Annotated in this window: 11 protein-coding genes; 7 read left to right on the forward strand and 4 right to left on the reverse strand. The window is 75.1% G+C overall.

Annotated elements, in window-relative coordinates; translation table 11 throughout:
- Positions 1 to 83: 83 nt before the first annotated feature.
- The 4 genes from HFV08_RS28910 to HFV08_RS28925 all read left to right on the forward strand — a co-directional run bounded on the left by HFV08_RS28910 (position 84) and on the right by HFV08_RS28925 (position 6,358).
- Complete coding sequence (locus HFV08_RS28910) at positions 84 to 1,274, forward strand: ATP-grasp domain-containing protein (protein WP_168543467.1); 1,191 nt, start codon at positions 84 to 86, stop codon at positions 1,272 to 1,274.
- Positions 1,271 to 3,109 carry an IucA/IucC family protein gene (locus tag HFV08_RS28915; protein WP_376770749.1) on the forward strand — a complete coding sequence of 613 codons (1,839 nt, stop codon included), beginning with the start codon at positions 1,271 to 1,273 and terminating at the stop codon, positions 3,107 to 3,109. The genes HFV08_RS28910 and HFV08_RS28915 overlap by 4 nt, the downstream gene beginning before the upstream one ends.
- Before the next feature lie 223 nt (positions 3,110 to 3,332).
- Positions 3,333 to 5,114, forward strand: coding sequence for an IucA/IucC family protein (locus HFV08_RS28920; protein ID WP_168543469.1), 1,782 nt, complete (start codon positions 3,333 to 3,335; stop codon positions 5,112 to 5,114).
- A complete protein-coding gene (locus tag HFV08_RS28925; RefSeq protein WP_168543471.1) occupies positions 5,111 to 6,358 on the forward strand; it encodes a type III PLP-dependent enzyme in 1,248 nt (415 codons plus the stop codon). The genes HFV08_RS28920 and HFV08_RS28925 overlap by 4 nt, the downstream gene beginning before the upstream one ends.
- A gap of 2 nt (positions 6,359 to 6,360) precedes the next feature.
- Here the strand turns inward: HFV08_RS28925 and HFV08_RS28930 are convergent, their stop codons facing one another.
- Entirely contained in the window at positions 6,361 to 7,425 is a 1,065-nt protein-coding gene (locus HFV08_RS28930; RefSeq protein ID WP_168543473.1) for an acyl-CoA desaturase, read from the reverse strand.
- Between the two features lie 310 nt (positions 7,426 to 7,735).
- Between HFV08_RS28930 and HFV08_RS28935 the strand changes: the two genes are divergently transcribed.
- Positions 7,736 to 10,576, forward strand: a complete 2,841-nt coding sequence (locus HFV08_RS28935; RefSeq protein ID WP_312885876.1) for an SCO1167/SCO6262 family helicase — start codon at positions 7,736 to 7,738, stop codon at positions 10,574 to 10,576.
- Positions 10,569 to 11,843 (forward strand): SWIM zinc finger family protein, encoded by a 1,275-nt coding sequence (locus tag HFV08_RS28940; protein ID WP_168543477.1) that lies wholly within the window; start codon positions 10,569 to 10,571, stop codon positions 11,841 to 11,843. The genes HFV08_RS28935 and HFV08_RS28940 overlap by 8 nt, the downstream gene beginning before the upstream one ends.
- Before the next feature lie 162 nt (positions 11,844 to 12,005).
- Here the strand turns inward: HFV08_RS28940 and HFV08_RS28945 are convergent, their stop codons facing one another.
- On the reverse strand, positions 12,006 to 12,530 hold the full coding sequence (locus tag HFV08_RS28945; RefSeq protein WP_168543479.1) for a YceI family protein: 525 nt from the start codon (positions 12,528 to 12,530) through the stop codon (positions 12,006 to 12,008).
- 544 nt (positions 12,531 to 13,074) lie between these two features.
- On the opposite strand from HFV08_RS28945, the gene HFV08_RS28950 reads away from it, so the two are divergent.
- The gene (locus tag HFV08_RS28950) at positions 13,075 to 13,674 is read left to right on the forward strand and encodes an N-acetylmuramoyl-L-alanine amidase (RefSeq protein ID WP_168543481.1); all 600 of its coding nucleotides are present in this window, start codon (positions 13,075 to 13,077) and stop codon (positions 13,672 to 13,674) included.
- A gap of 91 nt (positions 13,675 to 13,765) precedes the next feature.
- Here HFV08_RS28950 and HFV08_RS28955 read toward each other — a convergent pair whose 3' ends face one another.
- Both HFV08_RS28955 and HFV08_RS28960 read right to left on the reverse strand, forming a co-directional pair.
- Positions 13,766 to 13,960, reverse strand: a complete 195-nt coding sequence (locus tag HFV08_RS28955; protein WP_168543483.1) for a hypothetical protein — start codon at positions 13,958 to 13,960, stop codon at positions 13,766 to 13,768.
- A 132-nt stretch (positions 13,961 to 14,092) separates the two neighbouring features.
- On the reverse strand, positions 14,093 to 14,980 hold the full coding sequence (locus HFV08_RS28960; RefSeq protein WP_168543485.1) for a phosphatidylinositol-specific phospholipase C/glycerophosphodiester phosphodiesterase family protein: 888 nt from the start codon (positions 14,978 to 14,980) through the stop codon (positions 14,093 to 14,095).
- Between the last annotated feature and the right edge of the window lie 238 nt (positions 14,981 to 15,218).

Raw genomic sequence — 15,218 nt, forward strand, 5'->3', positions numbered from 1 at the left:
GTGCCGCACCGGAACTCCCGGACGCCCTCCCGCCCCGCGCCGCCCGTCCCGCGCCGGGGACCCCGTACAGAAGGACCTCGTCGATGCGGATGTACCTGCTCGCTCTCAACCCGACGGATTCGGCCACCGAGGGCTTTCTGCCCGCCGCGGCCCGGCTCGGCGTCGAGGTGGTGCTGCTGACCGACCAGCCCGAGGCGCACGCGGCCGGCGCGGTCGGGTGCGAGATCCTCGCCTGCGAGGTGCGGGACTTCCGGGCCGTGGTGACCCGGATCGCCGCGCACCGCCCCGCGGACGCGATCTTCACCAACAGCGACCACCTCCAGACCCAAGCGGCCCTCGCCGCGGCCTACTTCGGGCTGCCGGGCAAGGACTGGCAGGCGGCGCTGCGGTGCAAGAACAAGGCGGAGATGCGCCGTTGCCTGGCGGCGGCGGGAGTGGATACCGTGCGCGCGGTGGAGCTGGATGCTCTGGACGACCCGTCGGTGCTCGCGTCGGCCGACCTCCCGTACCCCTGTGTCGTGAAACCGCGGGAGGGCGTGGCCAGCGAGGAGGTGTTCCTCGCCGAGGGGCCGCGGGAACTGGTGGCGCTCGCGCGGCAGATCCGGGAGCGCAGGCCCGGGGCGGCGCTCCTCGCCGAGGAGTACCTGGAAGGCGAGCTGTACACCGCGGAGACCCTCGGCGACGGCGCACACCTGCACCTCCTCGGCGGCTTCCACACGACGGTCTCGCCGCCGCCCCGGTTCATCGAGGAGCGGCTGGACTTCACGGCCGCCCACTCCGCGCCGGTGCTCACCCAGGTGCGTGCCCAACTCGGCGCGCTCGGCGTCGGCTTGGGGGCCTGCCACACCGAATTCATCCTGCAGTCGGGGCGGGTGCGGCTGGTCGAGGTCAACTACCGTATCGCCGGGGACCACTGCGATCTGCTGCTCGCCGATCTCCTCGGCCTGCCGCTGTTCGAGCTGGTGCTGCGGACCCATTTCGGGGAGCCGCTCCCCCGCGATCTGGGCGCCCGCGAGGGCGGCGTGGGGCGGGTGCAGTACGCGCTCGCGGACCGGGCCGGGACGCTCACCGCCGCGCCCGCCGCGCTGGACCGCACGGTCGACGGTGTCCGTCTCGCCTACCGCCCGCTGCGCCCGCTGGGCGAGCGGCACGAGCACTACGGCACCAACCGCGACTACCTCGGCATCCTGCGCGCCACGGGCACCGACAGCGAGGCCCTCTCCCGGGTCGCGGCGGAGTTCTTCGCGAACCGGAGCTGGGAGATCACCCCGTGAGCGGGCGGCCCGGCGCGGCACCGCAGGCCGCACCGGGCGTACCGGCCCCGGCCGCTCCGTACCCCCGTGAGGCAGCCGAACCGGACGCCCAGGAAAGGGAGTTGCTGCTGCGGGTGCTCTCCGCGCTGCTGCGCGAGGACGTGGTGGGGATGCGCGGCCGCAGCCGGTACGAGGAGCGCGCCGACGGCGGCTGGCTGCGCCGGCCGCTCCCGGACGGCTCCGCACTCGCCCTGGCCGTCGAGGCGGAGGGCTTCCAGCACCCGTACGCGGCCCGGCTTCCCCGGCTGGTGCACGAGCCGGCCGGGAGGCAACTCACCACGGTGGCGGACGTCCTGGCCGCACTCGGGGCACTCGCCGACCCCGCCGACCGGGAGGGCTTCGGGCACTTCGCCGAGGAGTGCCGCGAGGCTCTGGCGGCGATGCGGCTGCACGCGCGGACGGCCGAGTGGGCCGAGCAGGCGCTGACGGAGCGTCATGGTCCGGCGCCCGCACGGTGGTCGGGGCTCCGCGGGGGCCTGGGCTTCGAATCGCTCGCGGCCCGGCTCGACCACCCCGTGCATCCGGCCTCCCGTGCCCGCTCCGGCCTCGGTGAGGACGAACTGCGGTCCTACGCACCGGAGTTCCAGCCGAGGTTCGCGCTGCGCTGGCTGGCGCTGCCCCGGGAGGCGGTCACCGTGCCCGGCACCGCAGAGCGGCTTCCGGAGTCCTGGCCCACACCCGCGCGGCTCGGGCTGCCCCGGCTGGAGGGCAGTCATCTGATGCTGCCGGTCCACCCGTTGACCTGGGGTGCGCCCCTGGCGGGCGCGCTGCGCGAGCGGGGCCTCGCCGACGCCGCGGTCCTCGCCGAACGGGCACACCTGGAGGTGGCGCCGACGCTCTCCCTGCGCACCGTGGCGAGCCTGCGGGACCCGGCGCTCCACCTCAAACTGCCGCTCGCCACCGCCACCCTGGGGCGCCGGAACCGGCGGACCATCAAGCCGGGCACCCTCGCCGACGGCGCCACGGTCCAGCGGCTGCTCGCAGAGGTGCTGGCGCGGGAGCCCCGTTACGCCCCGGCGATCCTGCACGCCGACGAGCGGGTCTACGCGCACGCCGGGCACGAACTCCTCGCGGTGCTCTGCCGGCGCCAGCCCCCGGGACTCGACCGGAGTGTGGTGGTCCCGCTGGCGGCGCTCCTCGGCCCGGCCCCAGGCGGCGCTCTGGTGGCCGAACATCTCGCGGACCGCTTCTACGGCGGTGAACTCCTCGCGCTCTTCGACGACTTGTGGCGCCTGCTCCTCGGCTACCAGTCGATGCTCCTCGGCTACGGGATCGCCCTGGAGTCGCACCAGCAGAACATCTCCCTGGTCCTCGACGAGGAGTCCGGCGGCACCCGGCTGCGGCTGCTCTTCAAGGACGACGACGGACCGCGGATCAACCTCACCAGGCTGCGCGCCCGGCTCGGCCGACAGGCGCCCCGCGCAAGCGACTTCGCGGATCCCCGGATCTGCGCCGAGCACGACAAGCCGGTGCTCGACGTCTTCACCACCATCACCCTGCACCTGTGCGCGGGCGCCTACGCCTTCGCCCTCGCCCGCCTCGGCCGGGCACCCCTGCCGGAGCTGCTGGGCCTGGTGCGCACCCGGCTTGAGGAAGCCGCTTCTCAACTCGGCACCGGCCAGGGGCAGTCCGGCGCGCTCCTTCGCGAGTACGTCCTCGACGCACCGCACCTGCCGGTCAAGGCCATGGTGAGCGCGGGGACCCTGCTCTCCAAGGAGCGCTCGGGCGCCGCGGACATCAACAAGCACTACACGACCGGGCCCAACTACCTCTCGCCGACCGGGGCGTTGCGGTGACCTGGCCGCACCTCGGCCCGGCACCGCGGGGCACGGCCGCGGGCCTCTTCCCGAGGGCCCGCCCCGGCTCGATGCCCCGCCTTCCCGGGACCGGGCGAGACGAGGTCCGCCCCGGTCCGCACACCGGTCCCGGTGGGAGTGCCCGCTTCCCGGTCGCCGCCGCGCCCCGGCGCCCGCGACCGCTCTGTCCCGGACCGCCCGCCCGCACCCGCAGGAGCCCTGGATGCCCTCGCTGACCGATCCGCCGCTCGCCCATCCGCCGGCCACCACCGTGTCCGCCTCCCCCACGGCCCTGCCCACTCCGGAGGAGGCGGTCTCCTACAACCTCCTCAACTGCCTGCTGCGGGAGGTCTCGGGGCCCGAGCACCAGTCCGCGGTGTCCGGGGACCGGCTGCTGCTGCGGCTGCCGCACTGCGGGGTGGTGCTCGCGGTGGGCCTGCGCCGCACCTCGCTGCTGGGCGCGCACCGCTTCACCGGCCCGGTGACCGTGCGGACCGGCGCGAGCTGGCGGGAGATCGGCTGGCGCGGGATCGCCGAGTACGTGCACACCGAGCTGACGCTGCGCACCGGGGTGGACAACGACGAGTTCCTCGACCAGCTCGACTCCAGCCACCGCACCGTCTCCGCCGCCCTCGCCGCGCTGCGGGCGGCGGGACCGGCCGCCGGTGCGGGCCGCCCCGCCTACCTGGATTCCGAGCAGGCGCTGCCGCTGGGCCACCGCTTCCACCCCACGCCCAAGGCCCGTTCCGGCAGCAGCGCGGACTGGCGCACGTTCGCGCCGGAGGCACGGGCCGCCTTCCCGCTGCTGCTGCTCGCGGTGCGCGCGGAACTGCTCGCCGAGGAGTCCGTACGGCCCGGTGCCACCGCCGCCCTGGACGCCCTGTCCGGACCGCTGCCGGAGGGCTACCGGCTGCTGCCCACGCACCCCTGGCAGTACGCGCTGCTGCGGGAGAACCCGGCGCTGCGGTCCGCGCTCGCCCGCGGGGACGTACGCGAACTCGGCCCGGGCGGCGCCCGGTTCGCCCCGACCGCCTCGGTGCGCACCCTCTACGACGGCGAGACCTTCCTCAAGTTCAGCCTCAATGTGCGCATCACCAACTGCCTGCGCAAGAACTCCGCGTACGAGCTGACCGGGGCGGTGACCCTGAGCAGGCTGCTCGGGCCCGCCTTCGACGAGCTGGCGGGGCGCTTCCCCGGCAGCGCGGTGCTCCGCGAGCCCGGCTACCGGAGTCTGGCGCTGCCGGGCGCGGACGGACGCCCCGACCTGGACCTCCTGGAGGGCTTCGGGCTGATCGTGCGGGAGGGCCTGGCGGCACGGCAGCTGCCGGGGACGACGGCGCTGCTCGCCGCCGCGGTCGCCGACGAGTACCCCTCCAGCGCGGCCCAGCTGCCGCGGCTCCTGGACGGGGCGGGTCCGCGGGAGGCGCTCGACTGGTGGGCGGCCTATCTGGACCTGCTGATCCCGCCGGTGCTCGCCGCCTTCTTCGACCACGGCATCGTCCTCGAACCCCATCTGCAGAACGTCCTGCTCTGCGTGGACGCGGACCACCGCCCGGCCCAGGTCCTCTTCCGCGATCTGGAGGGCACCAAGCTGCTGCCCTCGCACCACGCGGCCACCCTCGCGGCGCTGCCCGCCGAGGTCGCGGCCCCGATGACGTACGACGCCGAGCGCGGCTGGGACCGGGTCGTGTACTGCCTGCTCGTCAACCATGTGGCCGAGATGCTGGCGGTGCTCGCTGATCTCCACCCGCAGGTGGAGGCCGCGCTCTGGGCCCGGGTGCGCACCACCCTGCGCTCCTGCGCGGCGGCGCACGGCCACCCGCCGCGGCTGGCCGGTCTCCTCGACGGGGTGCCGCTGCCCGCCAAGGCCAATCTGCTGACCCGCTGGGCCCGCAAGGCCGACCGGGAGGCGGCCTATGTCCGGCTGCCCTCACCACTGGCCCGGAACCTGCTCGCGGACCCGGCGCACCCCGACGACCACCCCACCGGCTGGAGCCCCCGATGACCCCGCCCACGCCCGAGGTCCGGGCCCGCGTGCTCGCCCTGTCCGGCGAGGAACTGCCCGCCTACCTCTACGACTTGGCGGCGCTCCGGGCCCACCTGGGGGGCATCAGGGCGGCGCTGCCCCCAGGGGTGGAGCTGTACTACGCCGCGAAGGCCAACCCGGAGGTGGAGATCCTCCGTGCGCTCGGCCCGTACGTGGACGGCTTCGAGGTCTCCTCGGGCGGCGAGTCGGCGCATGTCGCGGGGGCCGTGCCCGGGGCGGTGCTGGCCTTCGGCGGCCCGGGCAAGACGCCCGCCGAGATCGCGGGCGCCCTGCGGAGCGGTGTACGGCGCTTCCACGTGGAGAGCGTCCACGAACTCCACCTGCTGGAGAGCCTCGCGACCACCGTGGTGCCGGGCACGCGCCTGGGGGTGCTGATCCGGGTCAACCTGAGGGTGGAGGGCGAGGCCCTCGCCGGGAACGCGCTCGCCATGGGCGGCGGCCCCACCCCCTTCGGCATGGACCCGGCTCAGGCGGACCACGCCCTGGCTCTGCTCACCGACGGCGGCTGCCCGCACCTGGAGTTCCGCGGCGTGCACGCCCATCTGGCCAGCGGACTCGGCGCCGAGGCCCAACTCGCCCTCGCCCGGCGGGTGGTGGAGTGGTCACTCGCCCTCGGCCGCCGCCACCGCCTCCCGGTGGCCGAGGTCAATGCGGGCGGCGGGATGGCCGTGGACTACGCGCGCCCCGGCGAGCGCTTCGACTGGGCCGCCTACGGCGCGGGGCTGGCCCGGCTGTCGGCCGCGTACGAGGGGCTCCGGCTGCGCATCGAGCCGGGGCGGGCCCTCACCGCGTACTGCGGCTGGTACGCGAGCGAGGTCCTCGATGTGAAGCACAGCCACGGCGAGGAGTTCGCGGTGCTGCGCGGCGGCACCCACCATCTGCGGACCCCGGCGACCAAGGGCCACGACCAGCCCTGCACGGTGCTGCCCTCCCCGGCGCCCTGGCCGCACCCCTGGCCCCGCCCCGCGGCGCGCGGCGCGCGGGTCACCCTCGCCGGTCAGCTGTGCACGCCCAAGGACGTCCTGGCCCGCGGGGTCCCGGCAGCCGGGCTGCGCGCGGGCGACCGGGTGGTCTTCGCGCTCGCGGGCGCCTACGCCTGGAACATCTCGCACCACGACTTCCTGATGCACCCCCGGCCCGGCTTCCACTTCCTCGGCCGCGAGGAGCCCGGGCGGACGGCCGGGGAGGAGAGGGCGAACTGAGGTCACCGGCCCCCGGGGGCGGCGCGCAGCGGTTCGCCGACCTCGTGGAGATGCCCGAGCGCCTGCCGGTAGGAGTCGACGAGCCCGGTCTGCGCGTACGGGATGTCCAGGGCCCGGCAGTGCTCCCGGACGAGCGGCTGGGCGCGGCGCAGGTTCGGCCGCGGCATGCTCGGGAAGAGGTGGTGCTCGATCTGGTAGTTGAGTCCGCCCAGCAGGAAGTCGGTCACCGGGCCGCCGCGGATGTTGCGGGAGGTGAGGACCTGCTTGCGCAGATGGCCCCAGGGTGCGCCGTCGGGGTCGGGCATCGGCATGCCCTTGTGGTTGGGGGCGAAGGCGAGGCCCAGGTGGAGGCCGAAGAGCGCCTGGTGCAGGAGGAGGAAGACCAGTGCCCGCAGCGGCGACAGGGTGGTGAGCAGCAGGCTCGTGTAGGCCGCGGCGTGCACCAGGAGCAGGGTGCCTTCCACGGCCCGCTCGCGCGGCGGCTGCCGTCGCAGGTCCCGTACGCCGTGCACCTTGAGGGCGAAGCCTTCGAGGAGGGTGAGCGGGAAGAACAGCCAGGCCTGGTGGCGGGTGAGAAGGCGCCGCAGCCCGGTGCGGACCGCGGCCTGGTGGCGGGTGAAGACCAGCACGTCGGCGAGGACGTCGGGGTCCTTGTCGATGTGGTTGGGGTGGGCGTGGTGGCGGTTGTGCTTCTCGTTCCACCAGGCGTAGCTCATGCCGAGGAGCAGGTTTCCGTGCACCAGGCCGATCAGCCGGCTCCGGGCGCGGCTGCCGGTGATCTGGGCGTGGCCCGCGTCATGGCCGAGGAAGGCGGTGCGCGCGCCGAACAGGGCCAGCGGCGGCGCGAGCAGCAGGGTCCACCAGTGGTCCCCGGCGAGCACCATCGCGCCGACCACCGCGGCCAGCGCGAGCGCGTTGCCGCAGACGGCCGCCGCGTACCAGCGGGTGCGCCGGTCGAGGAGCCCGGCCTCCTTGACCGCCTTGAGGAGCGGGGTGAACTCGCTGCCGCCGGCGCGCGGGATGCCGTCGCCCGGGGGTTCCGTGGGCGCGGCCAGGGCTGGGGACATGGCGGATGCTCCGCTCTGCGGGGTTCGGATGGACCTCCCTCACGGTAGAAACCGCAGCTCGGCGCCACCATGGCGGCAGCACCCGGACGACAGGGGGGAACTCCCCTGGGCGGGAGGGGGGTTGGGCCCACCCCCCGGGTTGCGGTTTGTCCCGTGATGTGGCTTTCCCGCCCCGGCTCCGAGGGCACGTTCACGGCGGCCCGGCAACCCGTCCGGGTGCTGTACCATCAACCGCCGCCAGCCCTATTAGTCAAACTTGAGGAGCCTTCTCATCAGCGTCTCCCCCACCTCAGAGACCGCCGCGGTACGGATCCGACACTCCGCCGCGGGGCCGCCCGCGTACGCCGGCCTGTCGCGCTGCCGCGCCGTCTTCGTGCCCGGCACCGCGCGCGGCGGCCGGGTCCACTTCTGGGCGCCGGAGGAGGAGGCGCCGCTGCCCGGTGCCGGTGCGGCGCTCGACCTCGTACTGCCCGGCCCCGACGGGGAACCCGGGATCGGCGCGGTGCGCACCCTCGCGCTCCCGGTGCCCGAGGCGCTGACCGTCCTCGGCCGGGTGCATACCGACCCCGAGGCGCATCCCGCCGTCCGCTTCTGGGGCGCGGCGGCGCTGTACGCCCTCACGCTGATCGCGCGGGGCAGGCTGCTGCCGGGGCTCAGGGAGGACGGCGCGGACGAGTGGCGCTGCGCACCACTGGAGCCCGACGAGAACCGGCGGCTGCTCGAACTCGCCGCTTCCGCACCGCCGTTGGCGCACAATCTGCCCGTCCCCGGCACCGAGGGCCGGCGGATCGCGGAGCCCGGCGCCCTGGTCCGCGCCTTTCTCGACGCGGTGGCCGACGGGCTGCCGCGTACCGCCGCCGCCGAAGTGGCCGCCGGGGGCCCGGCCTTCGCGGGCACCGGCACCGAGCCGCGGCCCGAACTCGCCACCTGGGCGGAGGAGTTGGCCGTACTGCACGGGGGCGGCCTGCGCCTCTCGCTGCGGATCGAGGCGCCGGGGCTCACCGGGGCCGCGGAGGGCCGGGACGGCGGGAGCGGGGCGCCCTTCCGCGCCGTGCTCCAGGTGCACAGTGCCGAGGATCCGGCGCTCGTGGTGGACGCCGCCCTGCTGTGGGCCCCGGACAGCGGCGCCGAGGCCGCGCTCGGGCCCCGGGCCAGGACCGACACCCTGCTCGCCCTGCGCCGCGCGGTCCGGCACTGGCCGCCGCTGGACCCGCTGCTCGCCTCGGCGGTGCCCGGGGCGGTGGAGCTCGCCGACGAGGAGGTCGCCGAACTCCTGGGCCCCGGCGCCGGGTTGCTCGCCGAAGCGGGGGTCGAGGTGCACTGGCCCAAGCAGTTGGCGCGGGGGCTCTCGGCCCGCGCGGTCGTCTCCGGCGAGGAGAGCACGGGATCCTCCGGCCTGCTGAACCCGGAGGCGCTGCTCTCCTTCCGCTGGCAGTTCGCCCTCGGCGAGGAGCGGCTCACCGCCGCGCAGCTGGACCAACTCGCCGAAGCGGCACGCCCGTTGGTCAGGCTCGGCGAGCGGTGGGTGCTCGTCGACCCGGCCCGGGCCGCCGCGCTGCGCGAGCGCCCCGGGGGCACCCTGCGGGGCGTGGAGGCTCTCGGTGCCGCCCTCACCGGCACCGCCCGGATCGGCGGGCAGCAGGTCGAGGTGGCCGCCTCGGGCCGCCTCGCCCGGCTCCGGGATCTGCTCACCGCCCCGGAGTACGCCCTTACGCTGCCCCAACCGGCGGCTCTACGGGCCCAGTTGCGGGACTACCAGGCCCGGGGCCTGGCCTGGCTCGCCCGGCTGACCGGGAACGGGCTCGGCTGCTGCCTCGCCGACGACATGGGCCTCGGCAAGACCCTCACCCTCATCGCGCTGCATCTGCACCGCCAGCAGGACCCCGCGACCGCGGGCCCCACCCTGGTGGTCTGCCCGGCCTCGCTGCTCGGCAACTGGCAGCGGGAGATCGAGCGCTTCGCCCCCGGCACCCCGGTCCGCCGCCACCACGGCCCCGCCCGAGGACTGGACGGTCTCGCCCCCGGCGAGGTGGTGCTGACCACGTACGGCACCATGCGCCTGGACGCCGAACGCCTGCGCGCGGCGCCCTGGGCCCTCCTTGTGGCCGACGAGGCCCAGCACCTCAAGAACCCGTACTCCGCGACCGCCCGGGCCCTGCGCACCGTCGAGGCCCCGGCGCGGGTCGCCCTCACCGGCACACCGGTGGAGAACAACCTCACCGAGCTGTGGGCGATCCTCGACTGGACCACCCCGGGACTGCTCGGCCGCCTCGGCGACTTCCGCACCCGGTACGCGGATCCGGTGGAGCGCGGCACCGATCCGGCCGCCGCCGACCGGCTCGCCCGCCTCGTCAGGCCCTTCCTGCTGCGCCGCCGCAAATCCGATCCGGGCATCGCCCCCGAGCTGCCCGCCAAGACGGAGACCGACCACGCCGTCCCGCTCACCGCCGAGCAGGCCGGGCTCTACGAGGCGGTCGTCCGGGAGATGCTCGACGAGATCGCCACGGCGGACGGCATGGGCCGCCGGGGGCTGATCGTGCGCCTGCTGACCGCGCTCAAGCAGATCTGCAACCACCCGGCGCAGTACCTCAAGGAGGAGAGCCCCGCCCTCGCGGGCCGCTCCGGCAAGCTCGCCCTGCTCGACGAACTCCTGGACACCATGCTCGCCGAGGACACCGGGGTACTGGTCTTCACCCAGTACGTACGGATGGCCCGCCTCCTTGCGGCACGGCTCGCCGAGCGCGGCATCCGCAGCCAGTTCCTGCACGGCGGCACCCCGGTCGCCGAACGCGAGGCCATGGTGGACCGCTTCCAGGACGGCACGGTCCCGGTCTTCCTGCTCTCGCTCAGGGCCGCGGGCACCGGCCTCAATCTCACCCGCGCCTCCCACGTGGTCCACTACGACCGCTGGTGGAACCCGGCGGTCGAGGCCCAGGCCACCGACCGCGCGTACCGCATCGGCCAGACGCGCCCGGTGCAGGTGCACCGGCTGATCGCGGAGGGCACCGTCGAGGACCGTATCGACGCCCTGCTGCGCGGCAAGCGGGCGCTCGCGGAGGCGGTGCTCGGTGGCGGCGAGGCGGCGCTCACCGAACTCACCGACGCCGAACTGGCCGCGCTGGTAAGCCTCCAGGGAGGAACAGATGGCTGAGACACCCACCGGGCCCCGGACCCCTGAGACCGACGACGACACCGAACTCGTCTTCGCCCCCGCGCCCCCGGCGCACGGCCGGGCCTTCGCCGTGAGCTGGTGGGGGCGCGCCTGGGTGAAGGCGCTGGAGGACACCGCCCTGGACTCCGCGGGGCTCCGGGCGGGCAACCGGCTCGCGCGCTCCGGCGCGGTCGGCGCCGTCTCGGTGCGTCCCGGACGGCTGACCGCGATGGTCCGCGACCGGGACGGCGGCGGGCACCGCACCGATGTGCTGCTGCAGCGCTTCGACACCGCCCAGTGGGACCGCCTGCTCGGCATGGCGGCCGAACGCGCCGGGCATGTGGCGGCGCTGCTCGCCCACGAGATGCCGCACGAGCTGGCCGAGGACGCCGCCCTCTCCGGGGTCGGACTGCTCCCCGAGATCGGCGACTTGGAGGCGAAGTGCGACTGCGGGGCCTGGGACCACTGCGCCCACAGCACCGCCCTGTGCTACCAGGCCGCCCGGCTTCTGGACGAGGACCCCTTCGTCCTGCTGCTCCTTCGCGGGCTCGGCGAGGCCTCGCTGGTGGCCGCCCTGCAGGAGCGCGGCAGCCGCCCGGCCGCGGGTGAGACCGCCGAAGCGGGGGTGGACGCCCGGGAGGCCTTCGCCGCGGGTTCCCTCCTGCCCGGGGTCCCCGCACCGGATCCTGTGCCCGCCGCCGGTCCCCAACTCCCCTCCCTGGACACGGAGTCGGCGCCGCCTGCCCCGGTCGAGGCCGAGGCGCTCGCCTTCCTCGCCGCCACCGCGGCGGCCGAGGCCCGCCGCCTCCTCGCCCAGGCCCTGGCCCCGGACCGCGTCCCGGAGCACACCCCGCTCGACTTCCGGCCCGACGCGGTACGGCTCCTCGCGGCGGACCCGCCCCCGCCGGTGGCCGCACGGCTGACCGCCGCCCTCGGCGCGGCGCCGGAGGACCTCGCCGCCGAGCTGCGCGCCTGGCGGGAGGGCGGGGCGAGCGGGCTGCGGGTCCTCGCGGAGCAGTGGGAACCGGCCGAGGCGGAGCTGACCCGCGCCCGGTCCGGGCTCGCCACGGCGTGGGCGGACGGCGAGGCGCCCCCGCTGGAGCGTACGGGCAACCGCTGGACGGAACCGGGCGGGGAACGCCAGCTCCGGCTGGACGAGGAGGGCCGCTGGTGGCCCTTCGCCCGAGCGGCGGACGGATGGCGACAGGCGGGAGCCCCGCAGAGCGATCCGGCCACGGCACTCTCGCTGACCGCCGGGGACGGCTGATCGGGGCGTCCGGACAGGCCCGGCGCCCGGTTCATCGGGGGGGGCGCCGGGCCGGGAGCATCGGCGCCCCCGTACGAGGACGGGGCGGGGCGCTCCCCGGCCCCGCCCCCGTCCCCGCCGACTCGCCGACTCGCCGACTCGCCGACTCAACGACTCAACGACTCAACGACTGGCGACGATGTCCAGCGTGAGGGTGAGGCGGCGGCCGGTCATGCCCTTGGCGGTGGTGATGTCGAAGGCGTACCGGTCGACGGTCGCGGTGCCCCGGGCGGTGAGCCGGCCGCCCTCGACCGCGACGGCATCGACGGTGACGGCCACCGGCCTGGTGACGCCCTTGACCGTCAACTCCCCTTGCAGCGTGGCCCCTTCGGCGGTACGGCTGACGCCCGTGCCCCGGTAGGCGATGCCCGGGTGGGCGGCCACGTCCAGAAAGTCGGCGGACTTCACGTGCTCGTCGCGCTTGCGGTTGCCGGAGTCGAAGCCCCCGGCGTCGATCACGACCTCCACCGAGGACGCCTCCACCGGCTCGGACACCGTGATCCGGCCCTCCCGGAGGGCGAAGCTGCCCCGCACCGGCACAAGACCGAACATCGCACGGGTGGCGAACCGGACGGTCGAGGCGCCCGGTTCGATCTCGTACGTACCCGGCTCGATGTCGGACTGACCCTCGGGCCCTGCTGTCACCATGAACTCTCCGCCTTCGTACCTGACACGCCGTACTGCACGCCGCACTGGCCGCACAGCATCCCGCACCCGAGGGGCGCGCGCCAGCCCGGCGCGGCGGTGTCCGCCGAAGGGTGAGCACGGGCGGTCGCGCTCGCGCCGGGCAACGGCCTTGTGTGCCACGCCCGTTCGTCCGTCCGAGGCCGGGCGGGCGGCTCCGCCGCCGGAGCGGAGCGGTCGCCCTCCGCCGTACGGCGCCTGCCCGAGCAACGCGCGTCCCGCTGGGCCTTTGCCGCCCCGGCAGCCTTTCCCGGTTCTGTGCAGACGGCACTCTTCCGCCCCAACACCCTTGCGCCGTACGGTACTTCCGCCGACTCCGGTCGGCCCGATGACCACCGCCGGGGCGCTCCGCCGCGCTGCCCCGTCCGAGCGTCCGCGGTAAGGGGGCACCGCGGCCCGAGTCAGTGGGCGCCGCGCCGTGCTCCGCTCCGCGGCGTCCCCGTACCACCGCTCCCCGGCACAGCGCCCCCTCCGGTCCGACAGGTCCCCCACGAGAGGCAGTTCAGCCATGGAACGCGCACCGTACTCCCCCACCAGACGCCGCCTGCTGCAGGGCGCCGCGCTCGCCGTGCCCGCCGCCCTGCTCCCCCTCGGCGGCCGGGCGCTGGCGGGCACCCGCACCAGCGACTACCCCCCGGCCGAGAGCAAGCCGGCCAGCACCCAGAACTACACCGTCTCCAGCCGCCCGAGCAGCTACTCCCTGGACTACGTGGTCATCCACGTCACCCAGGAGACCTACGCCGACACGCTCAAGATCTTCCAGAACCCGGCGAAGCAGGTCTCCGCGCACTACGTGGTGCGCTCCAAGGACGGGCATGTCGCCCAGTGCGTCCGCGAGAAGGACATCGCCTGGCACGCCGGGAACTGGGACTACAACACCCGCAGCATCGGCATCGAGCACGAAGGCTGGGTGGACAAGCCCCAGTACTTCACCGACGCCATGTACATCCAGTCGGCCAAGCTGACCGCCTCGATCTGCGACAAGTACGGCATCCCCAAGACCCGTACGCACATCCTCGCGCACGCCGAGGTACCGGGGACCGACCACACCGACCCGGGCCCGCACTGGGACTGGCAGCGGTACATAAGCCTGGTCAACGCGTCCTGACGGCGCGCAGGCGGCGGCCCGGCGACAAGGCGCCCCGGATCCGTCCGGGTGCCGTCGCCGGGCCGCCGCCGTGCGTCTGGCGGGGGCGGGCTCAGGGGTCGAGGCTGCTGACGATCTCGGCGGTGGCGGTGAGACCGTCGCTGATGGTCGGGGCCATGCTCGTGCCCGCCAGGTAGAAGCCGAGCAGGATGCAGACGATCGCGTGGGAGACCTTCATCGCGCCGTTGCGGATGAAGACCACCGCCAAGATCGCGAGCAGCAGCACCACAGAGATGGAAATGGCCACGTCACACTCCTCCGCCACGTCGACACCGCGGCTTTTGGCCGCAAGTGTCGCGTAGCGGGCGGAGTGTTCCGGGCTCCGGCGTGTCCCCCGAACGGGTGGGACTCGTCGTGGCGGACGGCCGGGGCGAGCGGGTCAGGCGCCGTGCGCGGTGAGGAAGGCGGCGAGTCCCGCGAGGTCGTCGGTGTTGAGGAAGTCGACGCCCTCCGCGAGGAGTTCACCCCACAGCGCCTCGCGCGCCGGTCCCGGCAGGTCGGGCGTGGACCAGAGCCGCAGCTGCTGCCCGCGCGCGTGCGCGCCCGCGACCAGGGTGCGCAGCTTCTGGCGTTCGGCGGCCGGGAAGGGGCCGGTGCCCTGCCAGCCGAAGTTGAGGGCCCAGTTGTCGCTGATCAGCGGGATGAAGGAGGCGTCCGCCGCGGTGCCGAGGTCGGTGAGCCTGCCGTCGTAGAAGGCGAGCCGGGTGTCCTGGGCCGCCATCGGTTCGCGGGCGGCGCGGTCGCCGGAGACGACCACGGTGACCGCGCGCCGCCGCACCCGGCCGTGGCGGAAGCCGGTGAACAGCTCCGGGTAGCGGCGCAGCACCCGGTCGAGCGCCAGGTAGGTGCTCGCGCCCTCGGTCTTGAGGTCGACGAGCAGTTGCAGCGGCCGGGGCCGGCCCCCGTACACCCAGCCGTGGTTGGCGCGGACGCGTTCGCGCAGCGGGCGCAGGTAGAGGGATTCGAGAGTGCGCCGCGGATCGAGGTCGACGGGGTCGTGGGCGACCAGGAGCTCGCCCTCGACGAGGTAGACGTCCGCCTCCACGCTGCCGAACCGCTGGTCCAGGGCGTCGAGGAGCGGCCGGGGGTGCTCGTAGTCGTTGTGCGCGTGCGCCCGCCAGTGCGGGCGGGGGCGGTGGCCCCCGGTGGCGGACGCGGCGCGGGCGGCCGGGGCGAGGGGGCCGCCGAACAGTACGGGTGCCGCGACTCCGGCGGCGGTGGCGGCACCGAGGGCGGTGAGGGCTCTCCTGCGCGTGGTGAGGGGCATGCTGCCTCCGGGGGTGGGACGCCGTGGGGACCTGAGCGAGTATGCGGTCCCGGGGGCCGGGCAGACAGGCCCGCGGCAGGTGTTGTCCCGATGTCCACCACCGGTTCACCGCCACCCTCGTGCCGCCCGGGGCGACTTGACGGGTCGTCAACTCGGCGCGGACGGGCGGCCCTCGGGTGCACTCCCGGGGGCCGCCCGTTGCGGCGGCTTCTCGTCACGGGTCCAACAGCGTGCCTGC

Origin of the sequence: Streptomyces physcomitrii, assembly GCF_012273655.1 — a bacterium.
Taxonomy (GTDB): Bacteria; Actinomycetota; Actinomycetes; order Streptomycetales; family Streptomycetaceae; genus Streptomyces; species Streptomyces physcomitrii.

Coding starts and splice junctions, on each gene's coding strand:
- HFV08_RS28925 (WP_168543471.1), top strand. CDS start 5,111: ATGACCCCGCCCACGCCCGAGGTCCGGGCCCGCGTGCTCGCCCTGTCC.
- HFV08_RS28960 (WP_168543485.1), bottom strand. CDS start 14,980: ATGCCCCTCACCACGCGCAGGAGAGCCCTCACCGCCCTCGGTGCCGCC.
- HFV08_RS28940 (WP_168543477.1), top strand. CDS start 10,569: ATGGCTGAGACACCCACCGGGCCCCGGACCCCTGAGACCGACGACGAC.
- HFV08_RS28930 (WP_168543473.1), bottom strand. CDS start 7,425: ATGTCCCCAGCCCTGGCCGCGCCCACGGAACCCCCGGGCGACGGCATC.
- HFV08_RS28910 (WP_168543467.1), top strand. CDS start 84: ATGCGGATGTACCTGCTCGCTCTCAACCCGACGGATTCGGCCACCGAG.
- HFV08_RS28920 (WP_168543469.1), top strand. CDS start 3,333: ATGCCCTCGCTGACCGATCCGCCGCTCGCCCATCCGCCGGCCACCACC.
- HFV08_RS28945 (WP_168543479.1), bottom strand. CDS start 12,530: ATGGTGACAGCAGGGCCCGAGGGTCAGTCCGACATCGAGCCGGGTACG.
- HFV08_RS28950 (WP_168543481.1), top strand. CDS start 13,075: ATGGAACGCGCACCGTACTCCCCCACCAGACGCCGCCTGCTGCAGGGC.